Here is a 23,729-nt window from a genome sequence, read left to right as displayed (position 1 = left end):
TACTCGAATTGAACGTCGCTGGGAGCAGTCGCGTCGAGATCGACGGTGGCGACATTGGTTCGCTTGCAGTGTAAATAGGCGTGGATCTGAGCCGCGCGGATGGAAAGGGCTAGGCCTCGATGCGTCGGGTAACGTTTGGAACCTCATTGGCCCTGTTCTTGCTGGCCGGTTGCGCGTCGCAAGGTACCGTCGAGGACGGTGCCGTCTACGACCCGATCGAGCCGGCGAACCGTCTCGTCTTCGCGGTGAACGACGCCGTCGACACGGTGGTGCTGCAGCCGACCGCCTACGTCTACAAGGAAGTGGTTCCGGCGCCGATCCGCGAGGTCGTGCGCAACTTCCTCGACTGGCTGAGCTCTCCGGTCTACATCGCCAACAGCGCCCTGCAGGGCGATCTCGACGGCCTGAAGCACAACGCCGCCCGTTTCGTCGCCAACTCTCCGATGTTCGGCATGGTCGACAGTGCCACCGGGCTCGGCCTGGAGCGACGGCCGGAGGATTTCGGCCAGACGCTCGCCGTCTGGGGGGCGGAAGACGGCCCTTATATCGTTTTGCCGCTGTTCGGCCCCTCCAACCTGCGGGACACCGGCGGCCTCGTGGTCGATCACTTCATGGATCCGATCAACTATATCGGTGACGACGAAGACGCCCGCTTCCGCTTCCAGGTCGCGCGTCGGGTTGTGGGCGCGGTCGATTTCCGGGCGCAGAACTTCCAGCAGATCAACGACCTGAAGGCCACGTCGGTCGACTACTACGCCCGCGTCCGCACGATCTACAAGCAGCGCCGGGAGGCGTTGATCCGCAACAACACTCCTCCGCCGATGGCGGCAGCCGGCGGCTCGTCGTCCGGCGAGTTCGAGGAGTACCAGCCGTCCAATGCGCCGATCGAACAGAGCGGAAGCCGGTCGATCGATTGACGGCCCGGACCGGTCCTGCACCCGCAGCCAGCTCCGACCATTGCAGCACTGACGCCGTCACGCAAACTCGACTGACACGCGAGGATCGGTAAATGGGCAGTATTCTCCGGGCTTTGACCCTCATTGTTCTGATCGCCGGAGGTCTGACCGCCGGGCCGGCCGCCCCCGCCCGGGCGGCATCGGATGCCGGCGCCTTCGTTGGAGAGTTCGCGGACAAGGCGATCGCCCTGGTGTCGGCGGACGTCAGCACGGCGGAGCGTCGCGACGCGTTCAGCAAGCTGGTGCGGGATTATTTCGACATGCCCGGCATCGGACGGTTCCTGCTGGGCCGCTACTGGCGCACCGCCACCGAAGCGGAGCAGGAGGCCTATCTGAAGGCCTTCACCGAGAACATGATCTACACCTACTCGCGCCGGTTCGACGAGTATGGCGGCCAGAAGCTGGTGATCGACGGCACCCGCGAGGACGGCCGGTTCGACGTCGTTTCCAGCCGCATCGTCTCCCCGAACAGCAACGAGGAATACCGGCTGGAGTGGCGGGTGATCGAGACCGAGGGCGGCAAGAAGATCGTCGACATCGTGATCGAGGGGGTGAGCATGAGCGTCACCCAGCGTCAGGAATACGCCTCGGTGATCCAGAACAACGGCGGCAAGGTCCAGGCGCTGATCGATGCGCTCAACCGCCAGATGGCCGGCCTGAGGTCGTCCGGAGGCTGACGCCTGTCCACTGCTGAAGCATCGAGAGCCGGTCCGGATCGCCCTGGGCCGGCTCTTTGCGTTTCAGGAGAGCGCGAGAAGCCGTCCCTCTTCCCACCACACACTCCCCGGATTCACTCCGGGGAGTATGAAGAGAGCGCCGGAGAGGGAGCGCCTGGAAGGGAACCACGGGAACCGAACCGTCCATCCCCCGAAGCGAAACGGGCGGACCCGAAGGCCCGCCCGTTGAAGAAATCGGCTCCGATGAGCCCCGGCCGGATCAGGCGCGCACCACCGGCTTGTAGCGGATGCGGTGCGGCTGCAGGGAATCCTCGCCGAGGCGACGCTTCTTGTCGGCCTCGTAGGCCTCGAAGTTGCCCTCGAACCACTCCACGTGGCTGTCGCCCTCGAAGGCCAGGATGTGGGTGGCGACGCGGTCCAGGAACCAGCGATCGTGGCTGATCACCACCGCGCAGCCGGCGAATTCGAGCAGGCCCTCTTCCAGCGCGCGCAGGGTATCGACGTCCAAATCGTTGGTCGGCTCGTCGAGCATCAGCACGTTGGCGCCGGACTTCAGCATCTTGGCGAGGTGCACGCGGTTGCGCTCACCGCCGGAGAGCTGACCGACCTTCTTCTGCTGGTCGCCGCCGCGGAAGTTGAACTGGCCGCAATAGGCGCGGCTCTGAATCTTGCGGCGGCCAAGGTCGATCTCGTCCAGTCCGTCGGAGATCTCCTCCCAGACCGTCTTGTTCGCATCCAGGCTGTCGCGGCTCTGGTCGACATAGCCGAGCTTCACCGTATCGCCGATCCGGATCACGCCGTCATCCGGCGTCTCCTGCTCGGTGATCATGCGGAACAGGGTGGTCTTGCCGGCGCCGTTCGGGCCGATCACGCCGACGATGCCGCCCGGCGGCAGCTTGAAGGTCAGGTCCTCGATCAGCAGCCGGTCGCCGAACGCCTTGCTCAGCCCCTCGGCCTCGATCACCACGTCGCCAAGGCGGGGGCCGGCCGGGATGACGATCTGGGCGGTATCGGGCGCCTTCTCCTTGCTCTGGGCCAGCAGCTCCTCATAGGCCTGCACGCGCGCCTTGGACTTCGCCTGGCGGGCCTTCGCCCCCTGCTGGATCCACTCCAGCTCGTTGCTGAGGGTGCGCATCCGCGCCACTTCCTGGCGACCCTCCTGCTCCAGCCGCTTCTGCTTCTGCTTCAGCCAGCCGGAATAGTTGCCCTCGTAGGGAATGCCGCGGCCGCGGTCGAGCTCCAGGATCCAGCCCGCCACCTCGTCCAGGAAGTAGCGATCGTGGGTCACGGTGACGACGGTGCCGGCATAGTCGGCGAGCATGCGCTGCAGCCAGGCGACGGACTCGGCGTCCAGGTGGTTGGTCGGCTCATCGAGCAGCAGCATGTCGGGCTGCGACAGCAGCAGGCGGGCCAGGGCCACGCGGCGGCGCTCACCGCCCGACAGCTTGCTCACGTCCGCGTCGCCCGGCGGGCAGCGCAGGGCGTCCATGGCGATATTGACCTTGCGCTCCAGGTCCCAGGCGTCGGCCGCGTCGATCTGCTCCTGCAACTCGGCCTGTTCGGCCAGCAGGGCGGTCATCTCGTCGTCGGTCATTTCCTCGGCGAAGCGGGCGCTGACCTCGTTGAAGCGGTCGACCAGTTCCTTGATCGGCCCGAGCCCGCGCATCACGTTGCCCTGGACGTCCGTGTCGGTGTCGAGCTGCGGCTCCTGCGACAGGTAGCCGACCTTCACCCCATCGGCGGCCCAGGCCTCGCCATTATATTCGGTGTCCACGCCGGCCATGATTTTCAGCAGGGTCGACTTACCGGCGCCGTTGACGCCGAGCACGCCGATCTTGGCGCCGGGCAGGAAGGACAGACGGATGTCCTTCAGCACCTCGCGCCCTCCAGGATAGACCTTGGAGAGCCCGTTCATGACATAGATGTACTGGTAGGAGGCCATGCGGCACGATCCTTTGACGGCGAAGATGTGTGAACGGGGCGGTTCTAGCCCATAGGCCGGGGGTGCGGCAATGCGGGTGTGGGGCCGCGCGGGTTGCCGCGGCGCGGACGCCCGAAACCGGACCGATCCCGGTACCCGAATATGCAGACATCCGCTTGAATAGGTGACATTCTCTCCATACGGTAGGTTCGCTGGTTATGATCGACCATTAAGCAGGGGATGGAGGAGAAAACCACTATGAAGTCTAAACGCGGAATCGCCCAATACCTGATCGCTGGACTGGGGGCCGGGGCTATGCTCCTGACGGCCTCATTCGCCGAGGCCAAGACATTCAAATGGGCCTTCCAGGGTGACGCCCAGTCCCTTGATCCCTACTCGCTGAACGAAACTTTCACCCTCAGCCTGCTCGGCAACGTATACGAGGGCCTGATCCGGCGCTCCTCGTCGCTGGAAATTCAGCCGGGGCTGGCCGAGAGCTGGGAGATCCTGGAGCCGACCAAGTGGCGCTTCCACCTGCGCCAGGGCGTGAAGTTCCAGAACGGCAACGATTTCAACGCTGACGACGTGTTGTTCTCGGCCGAGCGCGTGCGCAAGGACGGCTCGGACCTGAAGACCCGCCTTGCCGGCGTGACCGACATCATCAAGGTCGACGACTACACCGTCGATTTCGTCACCGAGGCCCCGAACCCGATCCTCCACTACGAGTGGGCGACCTGGTACATCATGGACAAGGAATGGGCCGAGGCGAATGGCGCCGAGGCTCCGACCGACGTCACCGGCGGCACCGAGAACTACGCCACCCGGAACGCCAACGGCACCGGGCCGTTCATGATCCAGTCGCGCGAGACCGACGTTAAAACCGTCCTGGTCCCTCACGAGGGCTGGTGGGATGCGGCGAACAAGCAGCACAACCTGACCGAGGTCATCTTCACCCCGATCGGTTCGGACGCGACCCGCGTCGCGGCTCTGCTCTCCGGTGAGATCGACATGATGTATCCGGTCCCGGTGCAGGACATGGAGCGCATCGAGAGCGACCCCAACGCCGAGGTCCTGGCCGGTCCCGAGCTGCGGACGATTTTCCTGGGCATGGACCAGGAGCGCGACGAGCTTCTGTACTCCAACATCAAGGGCAAGAACCCGTTCAAGGACGCCCGCGTCCGCGAGGCGTTCTACCGCGCGATCGACGTCGAGCTGATCCAGAAGAAGGTGATGCGCGGCCTGTCGACCCCGTCGGCCCTGATGATCTCGCCGTTCCTGTTCACCCATTCGGACGAGTTCACCCGGCTGGAGCCGGATGCCGAGATGGCCAAGAAGCTGCTGGCCGACGCCGGCTATCCGGACGGCTTCGAAGTCACCATGGACTGCCCGAACAACCGCTACGTCAACGACGAGGCGATCTGTCAGGCGGTCGTGGCGATGCTGGCCCGGGCCAATGTGAAGGTGAACCTGCTGGCCCAGCCGAAGGCCCAGTACTTCGCCAAGATCCTGGCGCCGAAGCGCGACACCAGCTTCTATCTGCTGGGCTGGACTCCGGGCTCGTTCGACAGCTGGAACGTGATGTACAACATCATCGCCACGCCGGACGAGAGCGGCCGCGGCAAGTTCAACATCGGCGGCTACTCCAACGCCCGCTTCGACGAGCTGACCGATATGGTCCTGTCGGAGACGGATGCGGAGAAGCGCGATGCGATGATCCGCGAAGCCTTCACCATCCTGCACAACGAGCGGGGCTACATCCCGCTGCACCAGCAGGGTCTGGCCTGGGGCAAGCGCGCCAACGTGTCCCTGGAGCAGCGGGCCGACAACCAGTTCGACATGCGGTACGTCTCGATCGACTGATCGCGGCCGCACGTCCCACACCTTCCGCACCGACGTCTCACTTCGAGATGTCGGTGCGGTCGTTTTCACGCTACCCCCTCGAAGCATTCAGAAACCGCCGTCACCCCGCCATTTTTCAGACGGCGTTATGGGGACGTTAACCGTCGGTCCCCTACAGCTTTGCTCGACTGCCCGCTTCCCGACGAAGGCCCTCCCATGCCCTCTGAGTTCCGGTTCATCGTCTTCACGCCGCACGAGGCGGCGCAGGCCCTGGTGAAGTTCTGCCAGAAGAGCGGCCGCAAGCTGCCGATCGGAACCGTCGTCGGAGCGGACCCGGTCGGCGGGGTGGCCGGCGAGGCGCCCCCGACCGGCCTGCTGCGTCTGCTGCCGGACTCCGGCGTGGAGATCAAGGTCAAGTTCGAGCCCCAGGAAGTCGTCGGCGCCCTGCTCCTCTTCGCCCTCGACCGCAAGATCCCGATGCCGCGGGACAGCGAGAAGGTGCTGGAGTCGATCCGCAATCGATTCGCGCTCAGAATAGGGTACTATCCCCTCGAAGGCGGCGCTGCCGGGAAGCCCGAGACCGCGAAAGCGCCCGGCAAATAGCCTGAAAACGGCCGTGTTCCGTGGTGAATGGCGGCAGGCGTGAAGATTTGATGAAATCGCCATTCGATCGGACGCTGTGAACCCGTGTCTCGGCTAGTGTGTGCCGTCGATCCCTGGAGGCGTGAGAGATGAAAAAGAACCCCCTGCTGTCGGACGCCGTGACCCCCCACCGCCGCTTCACCAAGCGGGGCGTGCTCGATCGTGCCTTCATCGTGATGTTCCACGGCCTGGTGTATCCGCAGATCTGGGAGGATCCGGAGGTCGACCTTAAGGCCCTGCGCCTGACCCCGGAGAGCCGGATTCTCACGATCGCGTCCGGCGGCTGCAACGTTCTCAACTATCTGACCGAGAGCCCGGAGCGGGTGACCGCCGTCGATCTCAATCCGCACCACATCGCGCTGTGCCACCTGAAGATCGCCGCGCTCAAGCACCTGCCGAGCTACGAGTCGTTCTTCCGGCTGTTCGGCCATGCCGACGAGAAGGGCAACGTGCGCGCCTTCCACAAGCATGTGCGCGATCATCTGGATCCCGAGACCCATGCCTACTGGATGCGCCGCGGCCTGACCGGCCGGCGGATCAACCTGTTCGCCCGCAACATCTACAAGCACGGGGTGCTCGGCCGGTTCATCGGCCTGCTGCATCTGGTCGCCCGGCTGAGCGGCAAGAACCCCAAGCGTCTGCTGACCGCGCGCAATCTGGCGGAGCAGCGCTGGCTGTTCGAGACGCTGATCGAGCCGATCTTCGAAACGGCGGTCATGAAAGCCATCTGCCGCCTGCCGGTGAGCTATTTCGGCCTCGGCATCCCGCCGGCACAGTTCCAGGAGCTGTCCGCCTCCTCAGGCGGCAACATGGCCGGGCTGATGCGCTCCCGGCTGGAACGGCTGGCCTGCGACTTCCCGTTCACCGACAACTACTTCGCCTGGCAGGCCTTCGGCCGCGGCTACGACAAGGTCGACCGCATCGCCGTGCCGCGCTACCTGCAGGAGCATCACTACGACGAGCTGCAGACCAAGCTCGACCGGGTGGAGTTCAAGCAGACTTCGGTGACCTCCTACCTGGAGACCCAGCCGGATCAGTCGCTGGACCGCTACGTGCTGCTCGACGCCCAGGACTGGATGACGACGGAGCAGCTCAACGAGCTGTGGGGCGAGATCCTGCGCACCGCCAAGCCGGGGACCCGGGTGATCTTCCGCACCGCCGGCGAGGACAGCATCCTGCCGGGCCGCATCCCCAACGAGATGCTCGACCGCTTCCAGTACCACGAGGCCGAGAGCAAGCTGCACACCGCCGCCGACCGCTCGTCGATCTATGGCGGCTTCCACCTGTACACGCTCAAGGACTGACCAGCATGGCGGACGATGTCCGCGGCCAGGACGGGACCGGCGGCGATACCAGTGTCGTCCATCGCAAGATGGACGACATGTACCGCCTGCAGCGCCATATCTATGACCTGAGCCGCGCCTATTATCTCCTGGGTCGCGACCAGCTCATCGCCGAGCTGGACCTGAACCCGGGAGAGACGGTGTGCGAGATCGGCTGCGGCACCGGGCGCAACCTGGTGCTGATGGCCCGGCGATACCCGCAGGCCCGGCTGATGGGCCTGGACGCGTCGACCGAGATGCTGCGCTCCGCCCGGGCCAAGGCAGACCGCGCCGGGCTCGCCGGCCGCCTGCCGCTGGTGCACGGCTTCGCCGAGCAGTTCGACCCGGCCGCCGCCTTCGGGCTGACCGAGCCGCTGGACCGGATCGTGTTCTCCTATTCCCTGTCGATGATCCCGCCCTGGCGAGGGTCGATCGAGCACGCCCTGCGCTCGCTGAAGCCGGGAGGCCGTGTCCATATCGTCGATTTCGGCGACCAGGCCGGCCTGCCCGGCTGGTTCCGGGGTATGCTGTTCCGGTGGCTCGACCTGTTCGGCGTGCATGTGCGCCCGGAGCTGCTCGGCTATCTGCGCGAGCTGAAGGCGTCCGGGCGGGCCGAGGTCGATATCCGGCCGATCTTCCGCGGCTACGCCTTCCGCGCCGATCTGCGCCGCCTGCCCTGATCGGCCCTACCGCCAGCGCTCCAATCGGATCGCCGCCACGGCCGACAGCAGCCCCGCGAATGACGCCGCGAGCATCAATGCCGGGCGTCGCCCCGACCCATGCGCCTGAGCGGATCCGAATACGCAGCAAAGGCCCTATCCGCCGGGGGCGCTTGGGAGTAAACGTTTCGTCATCTCAGGCTTTTCGGAGGGTCGGGCAGCCCAGGCGCGCCGACCGCGCGCGCAGGTACCGTCGCTCACATCATGACATCCAGGGATCCCAGGGCCGACCGTCGCGTCGGTTATGCGCGCATGCTGATCGACCAGGGCGACCTGGCCGGCGCGCTGTCGCTGCTCGACCAGACGCGGGAACTGGCGCCGGACTGGGCCGATCTGATCGTCCTGACCGGCGAGACCCAGGCCAGGCTGGGCCTGCGGGACGAGGCGGTGGCCAGCTTCCGGCGCTATCTCGGCCTCAGCGATGCGGACCGCCATGGGGCGATGCTCCATCTCGCCCTGCTCGGCGCAGCCCCGGCGCCGGACATGACGCAGACGCCCTATGTCCGGGCGCTGTTCGACGACTTCTCCGACCGGTTCGATCGCTCGCTGCTGCAGGATCTCGCCTATCGGGGGCCGGCCCTGGCGGCCGAGCTGATCGGCACCGGCGGGCCGGACGGCCTGGGCAGCGTGCTGGATCTCGGCTGCGGCACCGGTCTGGTCGGCGAACGCCTGCGCGTGCACTGCGCCTGGCTCGACGGCATCGACCTGTCGGACGGCATGCTGGAGAAGGCGCGGGCGAAGAAAATCTATGACGGCCTGTACCAGGGCGACGTCGCCGCCTTCCTGTTCGACCCGCCGCGGCTCTACGACTGGATCGTCGCCGTCGATGTGCTGAACTATGTGGGCGCGCTGGATCAGGTCATGACCGGTCTCGGCCTGGCCCTGCGTTCCGGTGGCCGTGCCGTCTTCACCGTGGAGGCGCTGGACACGTCCGGCGCGGCCGAGCGCGAGGTGATGCGCCTGCTGCCGACCCTGCGCTACGGCCATTCGGCCGAGTACGTGCGGGCGATGGCGGCGGCGGCCCGGCTGACCGTGCTCGACCAGCGCACCGAGGTCCTGCGCCTGGAGGCAGGCAAGCCGCTGTCGGCGCATGTCTTCACCGTGCAGCGTCCGGCCGACGGCGCGGTCGTGGCGGCCGGGTCGGGCGAGCTGGATCCGGAGCCCAGGATCAGCTCCTGACCGTACGTCCCCGCGGTCTCGCGTCGAAATCGAGCCGCCGCGCGGCGTATGCTGGGGCGTGTTCCTTCCCCGGACGGCCGGAGGCGGCCGCCATGATCCCCGGAGACCCGCGTGACCCCGACCATGAGCTATCTGCTGCCGCCGCTGATGCTGGTGGCGTCCAACGTCTTCATGACCCTCGCCTGGTACGGCCACCTGAAGTTCAAGGCCACGCCGCTGCTCGTCGTGATCCTGGTGAGCTGGGGCATCGCGCTGGCGGAATACTGTCTGGCGGTGCCGGCCAACCGGATCGGCCACGGGGTCTACAGCGCCGCTCAGCTCAAGACGATCCAGGAGATCATCACCATCGCCGTCTTCGTGGCGTTCTCCTTCCTGTACCTGAAGGAGAGCATCGCCCCGAGTCAGCTCCTCGGCCTGGCGATGATCGCCGGCGGCGCGGCGCTGGTGTTCTTCAAGCCCTGGGGGTGACGGTGCCCTCCCCCTCTCGTCTTCCTGACCTTGCGCCGGGAAGACGAGAGGGGGATGCGGGGAAGTCGCCTACCGTTTCAGCCGCGCGGCCACCGCCATGATCCGCTCGGCGCGGTCGACGATCGGCTTGTCGATCATCTTACCCTTGTAGGCCACCGCGCCCTTGCCCTGGGCCAGCGCGTCCTTGAAGGCCGCGAGCAGACCCTCGGCATTGGCGATCTCCTCCTCGCTCGGCGTGAAGGCGGCGTTCAGCACCGGGATCTGCGCCGGGTGGATGCCCATCCCGCCTTCCGAGCCGTTGCGCCGTCCCTGCTCCGCGCCGCGGCGGAAGGCGTCGAGATCGCTGAACTCGGCGATCGAACCGGGATAGCCGAGCGGGATGATGCCCGCCTCCCGCGCCGCCAGCCGCACCAGCGCATCATAGGGATCGAGCACGGCGGGGTCAGGCTCCGGCAGGCCGAGATCGGCGGCCATGTCCTCGCCCCCCAGGGTGATCGCCGCCACCCGCGGGCTGGCCTTGGCGATGGCCCGGGCCTCGTGCACGCCCTTGGCGGTCTCCACCAGCACGGCATAGCGCACATGGCCGACCGGCAGGCCCCGCTCGGCCTCCAGCTCGCCGACCACCTCGTCGATGGCGCGGATATGGTCGGCGCTGTCCACCTTGGGCAGGCAGAGCGCGTCCAGGCCCGGGATCACGGCGGCCTCCAGGTCGGCGATCGCCAGCCGCCAGGGCCGGTTGATGCGGACCATGACCTCGACCGTCCCCGCCTTGGCCACGGTGGCGATGGAGCCCGGCAGAGCCGCCCGTGCCTCTTCCTTGCGGTCCGGCGGGATCGAGTCCTCGACATCGAGGATCACCACGTCCGCACCGCGTTCGCCTGCCTTGGCGACGAAGCGGTCGGCATTGGCCGGGACGTAGAGCAGCGACCGCCACAGAGGTGCCGCGCGGGAAGATTCAGCGGTCATCAGATCAGTCCTTTCGCCCGCAGGGCATCGGTTTCGTGGCCGAGTGCGGGCCAGATTTCCTCGTTGTGCTCGCCCAGTTCCGGCGCCGGCGTGCGGAGCTGCGCCGGGCTGCCCGACATGCGCGGGATCACGTTGTGCATGGCGATCCGTCCGGCATCGGCATCCGGCATGGAGACGATGGCCTCCCGGTCGATCGGATAGGGATGTTCGGCGAGTTCGCCCACATCCGGCACCGCACCCACGGTGACGCCCGCCTCCTCGAAGATCGCCAGGTTCTCCGCCTGGGTCCGCTCGGCCATGAAGGCGCCGACGATGGGGTCCAGCTCGTGGCGGTTGGCGACCCGGTCGGTATTGGTGCGGAACCTCGGGTCGTCCACCAGATCGCCGCGGCCGATGGTGCGCAGCAACCGCTGCGCCATGGCCTGCATGGACGCGCTGAGCGCCACGTACTTGCCGTCCTTGCAGCGGTAGACGTTGCGCGGGGCCGACTGGTTCGACAGCGACCCGGTGCGTTCGGGGACCGTCTGCGTGAGGTCGTAATTGGCGACGATCGGGCCCAGCACCGAATGGACCGGCTCGAACAGCGACAGGTCGATCACCTGCCCCGGCCCGTTCTTCACCTCGATCTCGCGGATCGCGACCATGGCGGAGAAGGCGCCGTAGAGGCCGGCGATCATGTCGGCCAGGGCCAGCGGCGGCAGCACCGGCGGCCGGTCGGCGAAGCCGTTCATGGCGGCGAACCCGCTCATCGCCTCGACCAGCGAGCCAAAGCCCGGGCGATGCGACCACATCCCGTCCTGACCCCAGCCGGAGATCCGGATGATGATCAGGTTAGGGTTGCGCGCCAGCAGCACGTCCGGACCGAGCCCCATCTTCTCCAGCGTGCCGGGCTTGAAGTTCTCCACCAGCACCCGCGCCGAGGCGACCAGATCGAGCATCAGATCGATGGCGCCTTCCTGGCGGAAATTCAGGGTCACGCTCTTCTTGTTGCGGCAGATCACCTTCCAGTGGGTCGTGACCCCGGCGGTGTTCCAGGCCCGCAGGTCGTCGCCGCCGTCCGGCTTCTCGATCTTGATGACCTCGGCCCCGTGATCAGCCAGCAGATGGGTCACCGCGTTGCCCGCGACCAGGCGCGACATGTCGAGGACACGAATTCCATCCAGGGCGCCGGGAACGTCGCCCACCCACTCCTTCTCGACGCCACTCATGCGTCCATTTCCTCCAGATTCCGGATTATCGCGGCGGCGGAGAACCCGCCGACCCGTCTCAATCTCTTCAGCTTATGTTTTTCATCCCTGGGCCCGGCGGTCCAGTGCATACCTTTCCACCGCATCCGGATCGAACCGGAAGCCCAGACCCGGCACGTCGGGGATCAGCAGGTCGCCGTCCACCAGCTCAACCTGCTCGCTGAACAGCGGCCGGAACCAGGGCATGTGCTCGGCGTAGCTGATGTTCGACACCGCGCCGCAGATCTGCAGGCAATGCTCGGTGAACAGATGCGGGCTGACCGGCACGTCGTAGGACGCCGCCATGTTGGCGACGCGGATCCATTCGGTGATGCCGCCGACCCGCTCCAGATCCGGCATCAGCACGTCGGCCGACTTGCGCTCGAGCATGTCGCGGAAACCGTAGCGGCCGTATTCGGTCTCGCCGCTGGCGATCGGCGTGTCGATCTCCGCGGCCACCCGGGCCGAGCCCTCCAGGTCGTAGGCCTGCACCGGCTCCTCGAACCAGACCAGGTTGAAGTCCTCCAGCCGCCGGCCGAGGCGGATGGCATGGGGGACGCTCAGGCCCTGGTTGGCGTCCGCCATCAGGTCCACCTTCGGTCCGATAGCGTCGCGCACGACGGCGACCCGCTCGATATCCTCGCCGATATCCGGCTTGCCGATGCGCATCTTCATGGCCTGGAAGCCCTGGTCGAGGAAGTCGCGGGCCTGGGCCTGGAGTTCGGGGATCGTCATCGACGCCCAGAGCCCGCCCGAGGCATAGGTCCGCACCCGGTCGCGCCGGCGGCCGAGCAGGCGGGACACCGAGGCGCCGAGCGACTGGCCGAGGATGTCCCAGCAGGCCCAGTCGATCGCGGCGATGCCGAACAGCGACACGCCCTTATGGCCGAGGAAGTTGATCTCGCCCCACATCTCGTCGAACCGGGCGGTGGTGTCGCGCGGGTCCTTGCCGATCATCCGCTCGCCCAGCATCCGGGTGATGGCGTCGAGCACCGGCAGGCGGTGGGCGCCGATGGCCCAGAGATAGCTTTCCCCGGTGATGCCCTCGTCGGTGTCGAGCCAGACCAGCAGGCCGGCCACTCCCTCGATGCGATGGATGGCGGTGCCGATCGGTTTGTCGAACGGAATCTCGATGGCGCGGGTGCGCAGGCCGGTGATCTTCACGGGGGTCTCCTCAGACGTTCTGGCCGGACGGCAGGACCATGATCCGCGGGATCAGCACCGAGGCCGGCTGCTCCACCGCGAAAACCACCGCCCGGGCGACGTCGGCCGGGGTCAGCGGCTGCGGGACGCTTTGCGCGATCTCCGGTCGGACCTCGTAGTCGCGGTGCAGGTCGGTGCGCACCAGCCCCGGCTCGACCACCGCGACCCGGACGCCGGTTCCCGCCAGTTCCATGCGCAGGGATTCCGCCAGCGCCTCGACCGCGTATTTGGTCGCCGCATAGGGGCCGGCATTCGGCCGGGTCTTGGTGCCCAGCACCGAGCCGGTGAACAGCATGTCGCCGCCGCCGGCCTTCTTCATGTGACGCAGGGCGGTGTAGGCGAAGCGAAAGGTGGCGTCGATATTGACCCGCAGCATGTCGGACATCGCGTCCAGGTCGATGTCGTCGACCGGGCCGCTGGCGATCAGCCCGGCATTGGCGAAGGCGATATCCATCCGACCGAAGCGCGTCATCGCCAGATCGACCAGGGCGTCGGGTGTAGCCGGATCGGCGATGTCGCCGGCCAGCACGTCGCAGTTCGGCAGACGGGCGGCATGGGCCTGCAGGATCTCGCCGCGGCGGCCGTGCAGCACCAGCTTCACGCCGCGTTCGGACAGCGCCTCGGCGGTGGCGAGGCCGATCCCGCTGGTCGCGCCGGTGATGACGGCGACCTTGCCTTCAAGACCGCTCATGGTCCCTCCCTGGGTTTGGTTTGTTCTTTGAGCGGTGCCAGAATGGCCGAGATCAAGGGCTCGTGCCAACGCATGAACTGCGCGGTCTCGGCATCGATCTCGACGCGACCGGTCCGGCGGAAGGCGTCGGCGACCGGATCGAGCCGCGCGGCGAGCTCCACTGCCTCCGGCGACCCCTCCCGGCGCAGGGCGACGATCAGCATGCGCAGACGGGCCAACTCGCGAAAGCCGAGCAGATGGCCCGCGGCGCCGGCAACCATCGGCGGCGTCCACGGCCCCCATTCGGCGCGCAGCCGGTCGCTGACGACCGGGCCGGCCCCGTAACAGTCATACGCGCGGCAGATCGGGAAGCCTTCCGCCTCCAGGCGCTCGAAGACAGAGCAGCGGAAGTCGTCGTTCAGGTGACAGCAGACAGTATCGGACGCCTTGACGGCCGGAAACCCGGCCGCCGGCTGATGAGCAAGCGCGACGCAGCACAGACCAAAGCACTGGGCGCAGTCGGTCGGCCACCCGCCGTCCTCGGCACCTCTCCCCATGCGCCCATTCTAGAGCCAAATCCGACCGTATCGACTCATTTCATGATTCAATACGGTCGGTGAATTTGTCTCTAAAACAATAAGATCGAGCAGGTTCACGCACGCTGACGCGATCACGAAGCGATCCCGTCACCGCACGATCTGCTCTAGGCGGCAGGGGCAGTCGATGGAACCGGTTTCGAAGAGGCGGCGGGACCTCAGCCCATATGCTGCTTGAAGAACTCCAGGGTGCGCTCGCGGGCGATCTCCGCACTCTTCGGCTCGTAGCTGCCGCGGGCGTCGCAGTTGAAGCCGTGGCCGGCCGGGTAGACATGCACCGGCAGGTCCGGATGCGCCTGGCGCAGCTTCTCGACCTCATCCATCGGGATCGCGTGGTCCTGCTCGCCGAAATGGAAGATCACCGGGCATTTCGGCTGCAGGTCGACCAGACCGCCGATGCCGCCGCCGTAATAGCTGGAGGCGACGGAGAAGCCGTCGAGCTTGGTCGCGGCGAGCCAGGTCAGGGTACCGCCCCAGCAGTAGCCGACCACGCCGACCCGGCCGGCCGAGCGCACGGCATCGGCGGCGGCGGCGATGTCCAGCAGCGGATCGTCGTTGCCGACCTTGGCCCGGATCTCGCGGCCCTCGGTGACATCGTCCTCGTCATAGCCGAGGTCGATGCCCGGCTTGTAGCGGTCGTACAGGGCCGGACAGATCGCCAGATAGCCGTCCTCGGCAAAGGCGTCGGCCACGCTCTTCATGTGGCTGTTCACGCCGAAGATCTCCTGGATCACCACCAGGCCGCCGCGCGGCTTGCCGGACGGCTGGGCGAGGTAGGCGTCGAACGCGTGCCCGTCGGACGCCTTCAGCTTGAGCGTGTCGGCCATGAAGTTCCCCTCGGATAACTGTGATCAGACGTTGAAGCGGAAATGGAAGACGTCGCCATCCTGCACCACGTATTCGGAGCCTTCCACCCGCATCTTGCCGGCGTCCTTGGCCCCCTGCTCGCCGCCGGTGGCGACGTAGTCGGCGTAGGAGATGGTCTCCGCCCGGATGAAGCCGCGCTGGAAGTCGGTATGGATCTCGCCGGCCGCTTCCGGTGCCTTCGCGCCCCGGCGCACGGTCCAGGCCCGCGCCTCCTTGGGACCGACGGTGAAGAAGGTCAGCAGGTCGAGCAGCTTGTAGCCGGCACGGATCAGCTTGGTCAGCCCCGGCTCGTCCAGGTCCAGGCTGTCCAGGAACTCCCGCTTCTCCTCCGGATCGGTGAGCTGGGCGATCTCGGACTCGATGGCGGCGGAGATCACGACGGCTTCGGCCCCTTCGGCCGCAGCCTTCTCGGCCACCTTGGCGGACAGCGCGTTGCCGATGCCGGCATTCTCTTCCTCCACGTTGCACACGTAGAGCACCGGCTTGGCGGACAGGAGCTGCATCAGCTTGAACTGCCGGGTCTCCTCGGCGTCCAGGTCGGCCAGCATCAGCCGGGCCGGCTTGCCGTCGCGCAGCAGCTCGACCGCCTTCTGGGCCAGCGGCATCAGCGCCTTGGCTTCCTTGTCCTGGCCGCGTACCCGCTTCTCCAGCGCAACGATGCGCTTCTCCAGGCTCTCCAGGTCGGCGAGCATCAGCTCGGTCTCAACCGTCTCGGCGTCGCGGATCGGATCGACCGAGCCGTCCACATGGGTCACGTCGCCCTCGAAGCAGCGCAGCACATGGACGATGGCGTGGGTCTCGCGGATGTTGGCCAGGAACTGGTTGCCCAGCCCCTCGCCCTTGCTCGCCCCCTTCACCAGGCCGGCGATGTCCACGAACTCGATCTGGGTCGGCAGGATCTTGGCCGATTTGGCGATGCGCGCCAGATCGTCGAGACGCGGATCCGGTACCGCCACCCGACCGGTATTCGGCTCGATGGTGCAGAACGGGTAGTTCGCCGCCTCGGCCGCCGCGGTGGCGGTCAGCGCGTTGAAAAGCGTCGACTTGCCCACATTGGGCAGGCCGACGATGCCGCAGTTGAAGCCCATGGGCTCACGCTCCGTCGCTGGCTGGAGAGTCTTTCGGTGTGTCTGTCGTCTTGTCCGGCGCGGGTTTAGCCGGTTTCGGCGGCGGGGGGAACACGGCATGGGCCACCAGGCTCATGAACCGGGCCTCGTCGCCGCGCACCAGCTCGCCCACTTCCCGGGCCACCGCGTCGATCAGGGTCTCCAGCCACGCGCTCCGCTCCACCTTGGCGAAGTCGGAGAGCACGTAGCTGTGGACCTTGTTCTTGTCGCCCGGATGACCGATCCCGAGCCGCACCCGGCGGTAGTTCGTGTCGATATGCCGGTCGATGTCGCGGATGCCGTTATGGCCGCCGGAGCCGCCGCCGCGCTTCAGGCGCATCTTGCCGGGCACCAGGTCGAGCTCGTCGTAGAACACGGAGACCGCGTCCACCGGCAGCTTGAAGAACCGCACCGCCTCGCCGACCGAGCGGCCGCTCTCGTTCATGAAGGTCATCGGCTTCAGGGCCATGACCTTCTCGCCGGCGATCACGCCTTCGCTGGCCAGCCCCTGAAAGCGGGCGCGCCAGGGGCCGAAACTGTGGCGGCGGGCGATCTCGTTCACCGCCATGAAACCGATATTGTGGCGATTGCCTTCGTATTTCGGTCCGGGATTGCCGAGGCCGACGAACAGCAGCATGGGGAATCCTCGCGCTTCGGAAAGATCAGGCTGGTGATGCCATCCGGAGGCTCAAAATGCCAGCGCCCGCGATCCGGGGTCTGGATCGCGGGCGCCGAAGCTCATGCGGAAGGGCGCGGAGATCAGCTCTCCTCGCTCTCCTCCTCGCCCTCGCCCTCGGCCTCGTCCTCGGCTTCGTCCTCAGCCTTGGCTTCCTCGGCGGCGGCAGTCTCCTCGGCATCGGCCTCGGCGACGACGGTCGGCGCGGCGATGGTGGCGACGGTGAAGTCGCGATCGTCGATCACCGGCGTCGAGCCTTCCGGCAGCGCGATGGCGGAGATGTGCACGGAATCGCCGATGGCGAGACCGGTCAGATCAACGACCAGCTTCTCCGGAATGTTGTCGGCGCGGCAGTTCATCTCGACGGTGTGGCGCACGACGTTCAGCACGCCGCCACGCTTCAGGCCCGGGGCCTTGTCTTCGTTGATGAACTCGACCGGAACGTCGACGGTCAGTTCGCTGGTGGCCGACACACGCAGGAAATCGACATGCCAGGCGAAGTCGCTGACCGGGTGCTGCTGCAGGTCGCGCGGCAGGACACGATGGCTCTCGCCACCGACCTTCAGGTCGATCAGGTGCGAGAAGAAGCCCGGCTTTTTCAGAAGCTTGTCGAGCTCGCGCTTCTCCAGCTGAATGGGAAGCGGATCTTTCTTGTCGCCGTAGATAACGGCGGGAACGAACCCCTCGCGACGCGCAGCCCGGGCGGACCCCTTACCGACCCGATCGCGCACGCTGGCGTTCAACGTGGCAACGTCAGCCATGCTAGTCTCCTATGAAAAGCCCGGCCTCCAGGGGTGCCGGGCGGACAAGGCGGGGCGTATAGCGCGAAACCTCGCGCGACGCCACCCAAAACGGCAGCGGCCTGCCGGATCCAGCTCAGTTGAACAGGCTGGAGACCGAGCGCTCTTCGCTGATCCGCTGGATCGCCTCGCCCAGCAGCGGGGCGACGGTCAGCTTGCGGATGTTGTGCGCCACCCGCACCGCCTCGGTCGCCTGGATCGAATCCGTGGTGACCAGCGAGGTCAGCGGCGAGGAGGTCACGCGGGCGACCGCACCGCCGGACAGCACGCCGTGGGTGATATAGGCGTCGGCGGAGATCGCGCCGGCCTGGATCAGCGCCTCGGCGGCGTTGCACAGCGTACCGCCGCTGTCGACGATGTCGTCCACCAGCACGCAGCGCCGGCCGTCCACGTCGCCGATGATGTTCATCACCTCCGACACGCCGGCCCGCTCGCGCCGCTTGTCGATGATGGCGAGGTCGGCATGGATGCGGCTGGCCACTGCACGGGCACGCACCACGCCGCCCACATCGGGAGAGACCACGACCAGCGGCTCGTCGCCGTAGCGCGCCTTGATGTCGTCGATGAACACCGGGGCGGCGAACAGGTTGTCGGTCGGGATGTCGAAGAAGCCCTGGATCTGACCGGCATGCAGGTCGATCGTCAGCACCCGGTCGGCGCCGGCCTTGGTGATCAGGTTGGCGACCAGCTTGGCGGAGATCGGCGTGCGCGGGCCGGACTTCCGGTCCTGGCGGGCATAGCCGTAATACGGGATCACCGCCGTGATGCGGCGGGCCGAGCTGCGGCGCAGGGCGTCGAGCGTGACCAGCAGCTCCATCAGGTTGTCGTTCGCCGGATAGCTCGTGGACTGCACCACGAACACATCCTCGCCGCGGATGTTCTCCTGGATCTCGACGAAGACCTCCATGTCGGAGAACCGTCGGATATCCGCCTTGGTCAGCGGCAGGTTCAGATAGGCGGAGATGGCCTCGGCCAGGGGCCTGTTGGAATTGCAGGCCAGGATCTTCGGGGCGCGTGTCGACATGGACCTACCGACGAGGTAACGGGCGGGGCGAAAGCGCACCCAGGAAAAGCGGCGCGACCTTACCCAGCGTCATCCCGGCCCGCAAGTTAGAAGTCGGTTCGGTTACACCGCTTCCGGGGCATCGGCCGGCCCGTTAACCACCCGGGCCCCCGGTATGAAGGTGTTTGCCATCTCTTCGGCCCGGGCGAGATATCCGTCCAGCGCCTTCATGGTGACCGCCATATCCGGGCTGTCGTCCCGGTGCCAGACCCTCAGAGTCGCGAGCCACACCAGCGCGAGCCCCTTCACCTTCAACGGGCCGAAAGGCGGCCAGGTGCGCTCGCCGACCGCGTCCAGGGTGCGCGCCATGGAGCGGCCCAGGCTCGGCAGGCTGGCCAGGGCCGTGCCCAGATCGCGCGGCAGGCCGTCGAGAATCGACACGAACGCCGCCCGGTTGGCCGACACCACGTCCAGCCGCGCCATCAGCGCCTCGAACAGGCGGTCGCGCACCGGAATCGCCGGGTCGGTCGCGTCCTCGTCCAGGGCGGCCAGCATGCCGGCATCGACCCGGGCCGAGATCGCCGCCAGCAGTCCCGCCTTGCAACGCAGGGTGCGCCGCGCGGTCAGCGGATCGATGCCCGCGCGCGCGGCGGCTCCGGCCAGGGTCACCGACCGCCAGCCTTCGGTTCCGGCGATCTCCAGGGCCGCGTCCGCCAGGAGGTCGGCAGCCGTCGCGGGCTCACCCGCCATGTCGCTTGCGTCTGTCATACCGGTGAATATGTCTCCGCGCGGCCCGGCATCAAGACGCCGGCACCACCAAGCCGGTCTTCCGCGCTCAGCCGGCCAGTTCCTTCGAGCGCGCGGTGGCGGCGGCAATGGCGGCGTCGAAGATCGGCTGAATGCCGGTGCCTTCCGCCATCAGCACCTTCAGCGCTTCGGCCGTGGTGCCGCCCGGGCTGGTGACGTTGATCCGAAGCTGGGAGGCCTCCTCCGAGGACTGCCGGGCCAGCTCGCCGGAACCGGACACCGTCGCCCGGGCCAGACGCATGGCCATGACTTCGGGCAGGCCCGCCTTCACGCCGGCGGCCGCCAGGGTCTCGATCAGCAGGAAGACATAGGCCGGTCCGCCGCCGGACAGCGCGGTCACCGCATCGATCTGGTCCTCGGTCTCGGCCTCGACCGCCTCGCCGACCGCTTCCAGCAGCCGGTGCGCCTGGGCCTTCTGGGCCTCGCTCACATGGTCGTTGGCGACATAGGCGGTGATGCCCCGACCGACCGCGGCCGGGGTGTTCGGCATGGCCCGCACGATCGGTGCCGACGCACCCAGCTTCTTCTCGAAATAGCCGATGGTCTTGCCGGCGGCGATCGACAGGAAATAGGCGCCCGACCCGGTCAGCCTGGCCAGCGGAACCAGCGCCTCGTCCATCATCTGCGGCTTCACCGCCAGGATCACGACGCCCGGCGCCAGATCGTTCGGCAGGGCCTCGGCGCTGTCATAGACGGTCACGCCGTCGCGCCGGGCAAGATCGCCCATCGCCTGGGCATGGGGCTCCACGACATGCACGCCGCCGGCCGCCTCGCCGCTCTCCAGCCAGCCGGCCAGCATCGCTCCGCCCATCTTGCCGCAGCCGATGAGCACCAGGGGTTTGGACATTTCCTCAGCCTTTTCTTGTCAGCCTCCGTTGAGGAGAGGCTGTCAGGCCTCTCCCGCGACGTCGAGCATGGAGGCGGCCACCGCCTCCTCCGCCGTCTTACCGCCCCAGATCACGAACTGGAAGGCCGGGAAGAACCGTTCCGCCTCGTTCAGGGCGACCTCGACCAGATCCTCCATCTGCTCGACCGACACGCCGCCGGTGCCGCGCACCAGCAGGGTGTGACGGTACAGCGGCACGCCGTCGTCGGAGCCGAGATCGAAATGGCCGAGCCAGAGCTTCTCGTTCAGCAGGGTGAGCAGCACGCTGACCTCGCGCCGCTTCTCGACCGGGACCTTGCTTTCCAGCAGGCAGGAGAAATGCAGCGCGCCGAGGTCCTCCTGCCACAGGAAGTACAGTCGGTAGTCGCACCAGCGACCGGAGATCTCCACGGCCATCTCGTCAGATCCGGCGCGATCGAAAGCCCATTCGTTGGCCCCGACCAGCTCTTCGAGCAGATCCAGCGGATTCTGATGAACGACGGTGGAGTCGACATAGGTGACCGACATGGCGGAATGGTCCCCCTTTGGCGCGCGAACCGGCGCGTCGGGACAGCCCGGGGTCGGGAAAGAGCGGACGACACTCTGTTCAGGTCGGCCACATCTTGTGGTGTGGGCCGCCGAATCACCACGAGGAATAGCCTCACAAACTGGACTCGCGCATTCAACACAAGATTTTGCGTCAGCGAGATGCTTCACACTCGATATTCAGTGCGCGTTGGAAGCCATTGATATCGGAAGAAAAGCCGTTCGGCGAAAAATCGCGCCTACGCCCGCCGCGGTCGCCGCCACCCCGGCGTGCCGCCGGCAAAGCGGCGAATCACTCGTCTTTCGGCGGGGTATCGTCGCTCTTGGTCTTGCGCGTCGGCGTGCGTCGGGAGGCCGCCGTCGTGCGCCGCCGATCGCCGGCCGCGGCCTTGCGTTTCGGTGCCGGCTTCTTCGTCTCGCCCAGCTTCGCCTCGAGTTCGGCGATGCGGGCTTCCAGGGCCGCCTGCTCGCCGCGCGCCTTGGCGGCCATCGCCTCGACGGCTTCGAACTCCTCGCGGGTGACCAGATCCCGGTCGGCCAGGAAACGTTCGAACTGCTGATGGACGAGTTGCTCGATCTCGGCGCGCACGCCGGCGGCGGCGCTCAGCGCCCCGTTGGCCACCCGGGCGAGATCGTCGAACAAACGGCTGCGGGTCTGCATGGCTCACCTCCTGGATCATGTGGATATGTCACCGGCGGCCCGCGGGATCAAGCACGGGGTTGGCCGGGCCGCAAACCGTTGGGTCATGAGAACGCTTCGTGTAGCGTGTCGCCGAACTGAGATCCGTCCGTGCAGGAGCCTGTCCAAGCCATGATCATCGTCACCGGCGGCGCCGGTTTCATCGGGTCAAACCTCGTCGCCGGCCTGGAGGAGGCGGTAGGCGGGGACATCGTCGTGGTCGACCGGCTGGGCACCGACGACAAGTGGCGCAACATCGCCAAGCGCGACCTCGCCGCCATCGTGCCGCCGGAGGACATCTTCGCGTTTCTGGACGACCATCGCGGCGACGTGGAGGCGATCTTCCATCTGGGCGCCATCTCGGCCACCACCGAGCGCGATGCCGACCTGATCGTGCGCGAGAACATCACCCTGCCGACGAAGCTCTGGCACTGGTGCGCGGAGACCCGCACCCGGCTGATCTACGCCTCCTCGGCCGCCACCTATGGCGACGGCGACGCCGGGTTCGACGACGACGACAGCGCGGCGGGTCTGTCCAGGCTGCGGCCGATGAACGCCTATGGCTGGTCCAAGCACGCCTTCGACCGCCAGGCGGTGAAGCTGGCGGCGGCGGGGGTGCATCCGCCGCAATGGGTCGGCCTGAAGTTCTTCAACGTCTACGGCCCCAACGAGTACCACAAGGGCACGATGAAGAGCGTCGTCGCCCAGATCACCCCGAAGATCGCCGCCGGGGAGCCCGCCAAGCTCTTCACCTCGCATCACCCGGACTATCCCGATGGCGGCCAGCTCCGCGACTTCGTCTATGTGGACGATTGCGTACGGGTGATGCTCTGGCTCTTGGAGTCACCGAAGGTGAACGGCATCTTCAACCTAGGCACCGGCTCGGCGCGCAGCTTCGCCGATCTGGCCCGCGCCGTGTTCTCCGCCCTCGGCCAGGAGGAGCGGATCGAGTTCATCGACATGCCCGAGGCGATCCGCGACCGCTACCAGTACTTCACCCAGGCGCGCATGGACCGGCTGCGCGAGGCCGGTTACCCGGACCAGTTCACCACCCTGGAGGAAGGGGTGCGGCGCTATGTGAAGGGCTTCCTCACCTCCGACGACCCGTATCGCTGAGCGCCGGGGAGCGGGCCGGATGCGACTGCTGGCAATCGCCGATCTGCACCTGGCGGGGGCGATCAACCGCGAGGCGCTGGACGCCCTGCCGCCGCATCCCGACGACTGGCTGATCGTCGCCGGCGACGTGGCCGAACGGATCGACATGGTCGCCGATGCTCTGGCCCTGCTGGCCGACCGGTTCGCGAAGGTGATCTGGGTGCCCGGCAACCACGAGCTCTGGTCGCGGCCCAGCTCGGACGAACCGGTCGGCGCCGCCCGTTACGAGGCCCTGGTCGACCGTGCGCGTGCCCTCGGCGTCGTCACGCCGGAAGACCCCTTCCCGCTCTGGCCCGGCCCGCTGCCGCACGGGGTCGGGCGGTTGGCCGTCGCGCCGATGTTCCTGCTCTACGACTACAGCTTCCGCCCGGACGACGTGCCCCTGGACGCGGTGGTCGAATGGGCGGAGGAGACCCACAACGTGTGCAGCGACGAGATCCTGCTGTCGCCCGCCCCCTTTGAAAGCCGCATCGCCTGGTGCCACGACCGGCTGGCGCGGACGGAGCGGCGGCTGCGGGCGGAAATCCCCGCCGGCACCCGCACCGTGCTGGTGAACCACTGGCCGCTGCGCCGCGACCTCGTGCGCATCCCCCGCGTGCCGCGTTTCACCCCCTGGTGCGGCACGGTGCGGACCGAGGACTGGCACGCCCGCTTCGACGCCTATGCCGTGGTGACCGGCCATCTGCACACGAGACGCACCGACATGCGCGGCGACACCCGCTTCGAGGAAGTGTCGCTCGGCTATCCCCGGCAATGGGACCACGCACGCGGCATCGCCCCCTATCTGCGCACGATCGTCGGCTGAAGGCTGAAGCACGGTCGGCGTTTCCGTGGCTTGGCG

The 23,729-nt window shown here is 67.3% G+C and carries 25 protein-coding genes; 10 read left to right on the top strand and 15 right to left on the bottom strand.

The annotated features are described in order from the left end of the window. The first annotated feature begins 146 nt into the window (after positions 1-146). Entirely contained in the window at positions 147-917 is a 771-nt protein-coding gene (locus G578_RS0107590) for an MlaA family lipoprotein (RefSeq protein ID WP_245565576.1), read from the top strand. A gap of 92 nt (positions 918-1,009) precedes the next feature. After that, the gene (locus G578_RS0107585) at positions 1,010-1,633 is read left to right on the top strand and encodes an MlaC/ttg2D family ABC transporter substrate-binding protein (protein ID WP_084618748.1); all 624 of its coding nucleotides are present in this window, start codon (positions 1,010-1,012) and stop codon (positions 1,631-1,633) included. Positions 1,634-1,892: 259 nt separating this feature from the next. On the opposite strand, the gene ettA is transcribed toward G578_RS0107585, so the two are convergent. Further along, on the bottom strand, positions 1,893-3,575 hold the full coding sequence (gene ettA, locus G578_RS0107580) for an energy-dependent translational throttle protein EttA (protein WP_028793723.1): 1,683 nt from the start codon (positions 3,573-3,575) through the stop codon (positions 1,893-1,895). A 237-nt stretch (positions 3,576-3,812) separates the two neighbouring features. Between ettA and G578_RS0107575 the strand changes: the two genes are divergently transcribed. The 6 genes from G578_RS0107575 (at position 3,813) to G578_RS0107550 (ending at position 9,723) form a co-directional block, all read left to right on the top strand. Further along, positions 3,813-5,414 (top strand): ABC transporter substrate-binding protein, encoded by a 1,602-nt coding sequence (locus G578_RS0107575; RefSeq protein ID WP_028793722.1) that lies wholly within the window; start codon positions 3,813-3,815, stop codon positions 5,412-5,414. 195 nt (positions 5,415-5,609) lie between these two features. Next, positions 5,610-5,996: a hypothetical protein gene (locus tag G578_RS0107570; protein ID WP_028793721.1), complete on the top strand. Its 387-nt coding sequence runs from the start codon at positions 5,610-5,612 to the stop codon at positions 5,994-5,996. A gap of 128 nt (positions 5,997-6,124) precedes the next feature. Further along, positions 6,125-7,339 (top strand): BtaA family protein, encoded by a 1,215-nt coding sequence (locus G578_RS0107565; protein ID WP_028793720.1) that lies wholly within the window; start codon positions 6,125-6,127, stop codon positions 7,337-7,339. A 5-nt stretch (positions 7,340-7,344) separates the two neighbouring features. Then, positions 7,345-8,037, top strand: a complete 693-nt coding sequence (locus G578_RS25255; RefSeq protein WP_084618747.1) for a class I SAM-dependent methyltransferase — start codon at positions 7,345-7,347, stop codon at positions 8,035-8,037. A 291-nt stretch (positions 8,038-8,328) separates the two neighbouring features. Next, the gene (locus G578_RS25250) at positions 8,329-9,255 is read left to right on the top strand and encodes a class I SAM-dependent DNA methyltransferase (RefSeq protein WP_051244248.1); all 927 of its coding nucleotides are present in this window, start codon (positions 8,329-8,331) and stop codon (positions 9,253-9,255) included. 111 nt (positions 9,256-9,366) lie between these two features. After that, positions 9,367-9,723, top strand: a complete 357-nt coding sequence (locus G578_RS0107550) for a DMT family protein (protein ID WP_245565575.1) — start codon at positions 9,367-9,369, stop codon at positions 9,721-9,723. Between the two features lie 69 nt (positions 9,724-9,792). Here G578_RS0107550 and G578_RS0107545 read toward each other — a convergent pair whose 3' ends face one another. From G578_RS0107545 to G578_RS25235, 14 genes are all read right to left on the bottom strand, one after another. Next, the gene (locus G578_RS0107545; RefSeq protein ID WP_028793718.1) at positions 9,793-10,689 is read right to left on the bottom strand and encodes an HpcH/HpaI aldolase/citrate lyase family protein; all 897 of its coding nucleotides are present in this window, start codon (positions 10,687-10,689) and stop codon (positions 9,793-9,795) included. Beyond that, on the bottom strand, positions 10,689-11,897 hold the full coding sequence (locus G578_RS0107540) for a CaiB/BaiF CoA transferase family protein (protein WP_038013845.1): 1,209 nt from the start codon (positions 11,895-11,897) through the stop codon (positions 10,689-10,691). Before G578_RS0107540 ends, G578_RS0107545 begins: the two co-directional genes overlap by 1 nt. 81 nt (positions 11,898-11,978) lie before the next feature. Then, positions 11,979-13,079, bottom strand: coding sequence for a mandelate racemase/muconate lactonizing enzyme family protein (locus tag G578_RS0107535; RefSeq protein ID WP_028793716.1), 1,101 nt, complete (start codon positions 13,077-13,079; stop codon positions 11,979-11,981). A gap of 10 nt (positions 13,080-13,089) precedes the next feature. Continuing rightward, positions 13,090-13,809 (bottom strand): SDR family oxidoreductase, encoded by a 720-nt coding sequence (locus G578_RS0107530; protein WP_028793715.1) that lies wholly within the window; start codon positions 13,807-13,809, stop codon positions 13,090-13,092. Beyond that, entirely contained in the window at positions 13,806-14,345 is a 540-nt protein-coding gene (locus G578_RS28275) for a hypothetical protein (protein ID WP_028793714.1), read from the bottom strand. Before G578_RS28275 ends, G578_RS0107530 begins: the two co-directional genes overlap by 4 nt. Positions 14,346-14,542: 197 nt before the next feature. Then, positions 14,543-15,211, bottom strand: a complete 669-nt coding sequence (locus tag G578_RS0107520; protein WP_028793713.1) for a dienelactone hydrolase family protein — start codon at positions 15,209-15,211, stop codon at positions 14,543-14,545. Positions 15,212-15,235: 24 nt separating this feature from the next. Continuing rightward, positions 15,236-16,339, bottom strand: coding sequence for a redox-regulated ATPase YchF (gene ychF, locus G578_RS0107515; RefSeq protein ID WP_028793712.1), 1,104 nt, complete (start codon positions 16,337-16,339; stop codon positions 15,236-15,238). 4 nt (positions 16,340-16,343) lie between these two features. Then, the gene (gene pth, locus G578_RS0107510) at positions 16,344-16,994 is read right to left on the bottom strand and encodes an aminoacyl-tRNA hydrolase (protein ID WP_028793711.1); all 651 of its coding nucleotides are present in this window, start codon (positions 16,992-16,994) and stop codon (positions 16,344-16,346) included. Positions 16,995-17,116: 122 nt separating this feature from the next. Continuing rightward, entirely contained in the window at positions 17,117-17,794 is a 678-nt protein-coding gene (locus G578_RS0107505; RefSeq protein WP_028793710.1) for a 50S ribosomal protein L25/general stress protein Ctc, read from the bottom strand. Positions 17,795-17,909: 115 nt separating this feature from the next. Then, positions 17,910-18,857, bottom strand: a complete 948-nt coding sequence (locus tag G578_RS0107500) for a ribose-phosphate pyrophosphokinase (protein ID WP_028793709.1) — start codon at positions 18,855-18,857, stop codon at positions 17,910-17,912. Between the two features lie 102 nt (positions 18,858-18,959). Further along, positions 18,960-19,604, bottom strand: a complete 645-nt coding sequence (locus G578_RS25240; RefSeq protein WP_139189095.1) for a hypothetical protein — start codon at positions 19,602-19,604, stop codon at positions 18,960-18,962. Positions 19,605-19,671: 67 nt separating this feature from the next. Beyond that, complete coding sequence (gene proC / locus G578_RS0107490; protein WP_028793708.1) at positions 19,672-20,490, bottom strand: pyrroline-5-carboxylate reductase; 819 nt, start codon at positions 20,488-20,490, stop codon at positions 19,672-19,674. A 42-nt stretch (positions 20,491-20,532) separates the two neighbouring features. After that, on the bottom strand, positions 20,533-21,036 hold the full coding sequence (locus G578_RS0107485; RefSeq protein ID WP_028793707.1) for a type III secretion system chaperone family protein: 504 nt from the start codon (positions 21,034-21,036) through the stop codon (positions 20,533-20,535). Positions 21,037-21,346: 310 nt separating this feature from the next. Then, entirely contained in the window at positions 21,347-21,715 is a 369-nt protein-coding gene (locus G578_RS25235; RefSeq protein WP_038013840.1) for an accessory factor UbiK family protein, read from the bottom strand. Positions 21,716-21,865: 150 nt separating this feature from the next. Here G578_RS25235 and rfaD point away from each other — a divergent pair, with 150 nt between their 5' ends. Continuing rightward, positions 21,866-22,849, top strand: coding sequence for an ADP-glyceromanno-heptose 6-epimerase (rfaD, locus tag G578_RS0107475; RefSeq protein ID WP_028793706.1), 984 nt, complete (start codon positions 21,866-21,868; stop codon positions 22,847-22,849). A gap of 19 nt (positions 22,850-22,868) precedes the next feature. Continuing rightward, the gene (locus tag G578_RS0107470) at positions 22,869-23,693 is read left to right on the top strand and encodes a metallophosphoesterase family protein (RefSeq protein WP_028793705.1); all 825 of its coding nucleotides are present in this window, start codon (positions 22,869-22,871) and stop codon (positions 23,691-23,693) included. Positions 23,694-23,729 lie beyond the last annotated feature (36 nt).

This window comes from Thalassobaculum salexigens DSM 19539 (genome assembly GCF_000423805.1).
Classification (GTDB): domain Bacteria; phylum Pseudomonadota; class Alphaproteobacteria; order Thalassobaculales; family Thalassobaculaceae; genus Thalassobaculum; species Thalassobaculum litoreum.
This window is presented reverse-complemented; position numbering and strand designations above follow the sequence as displayed.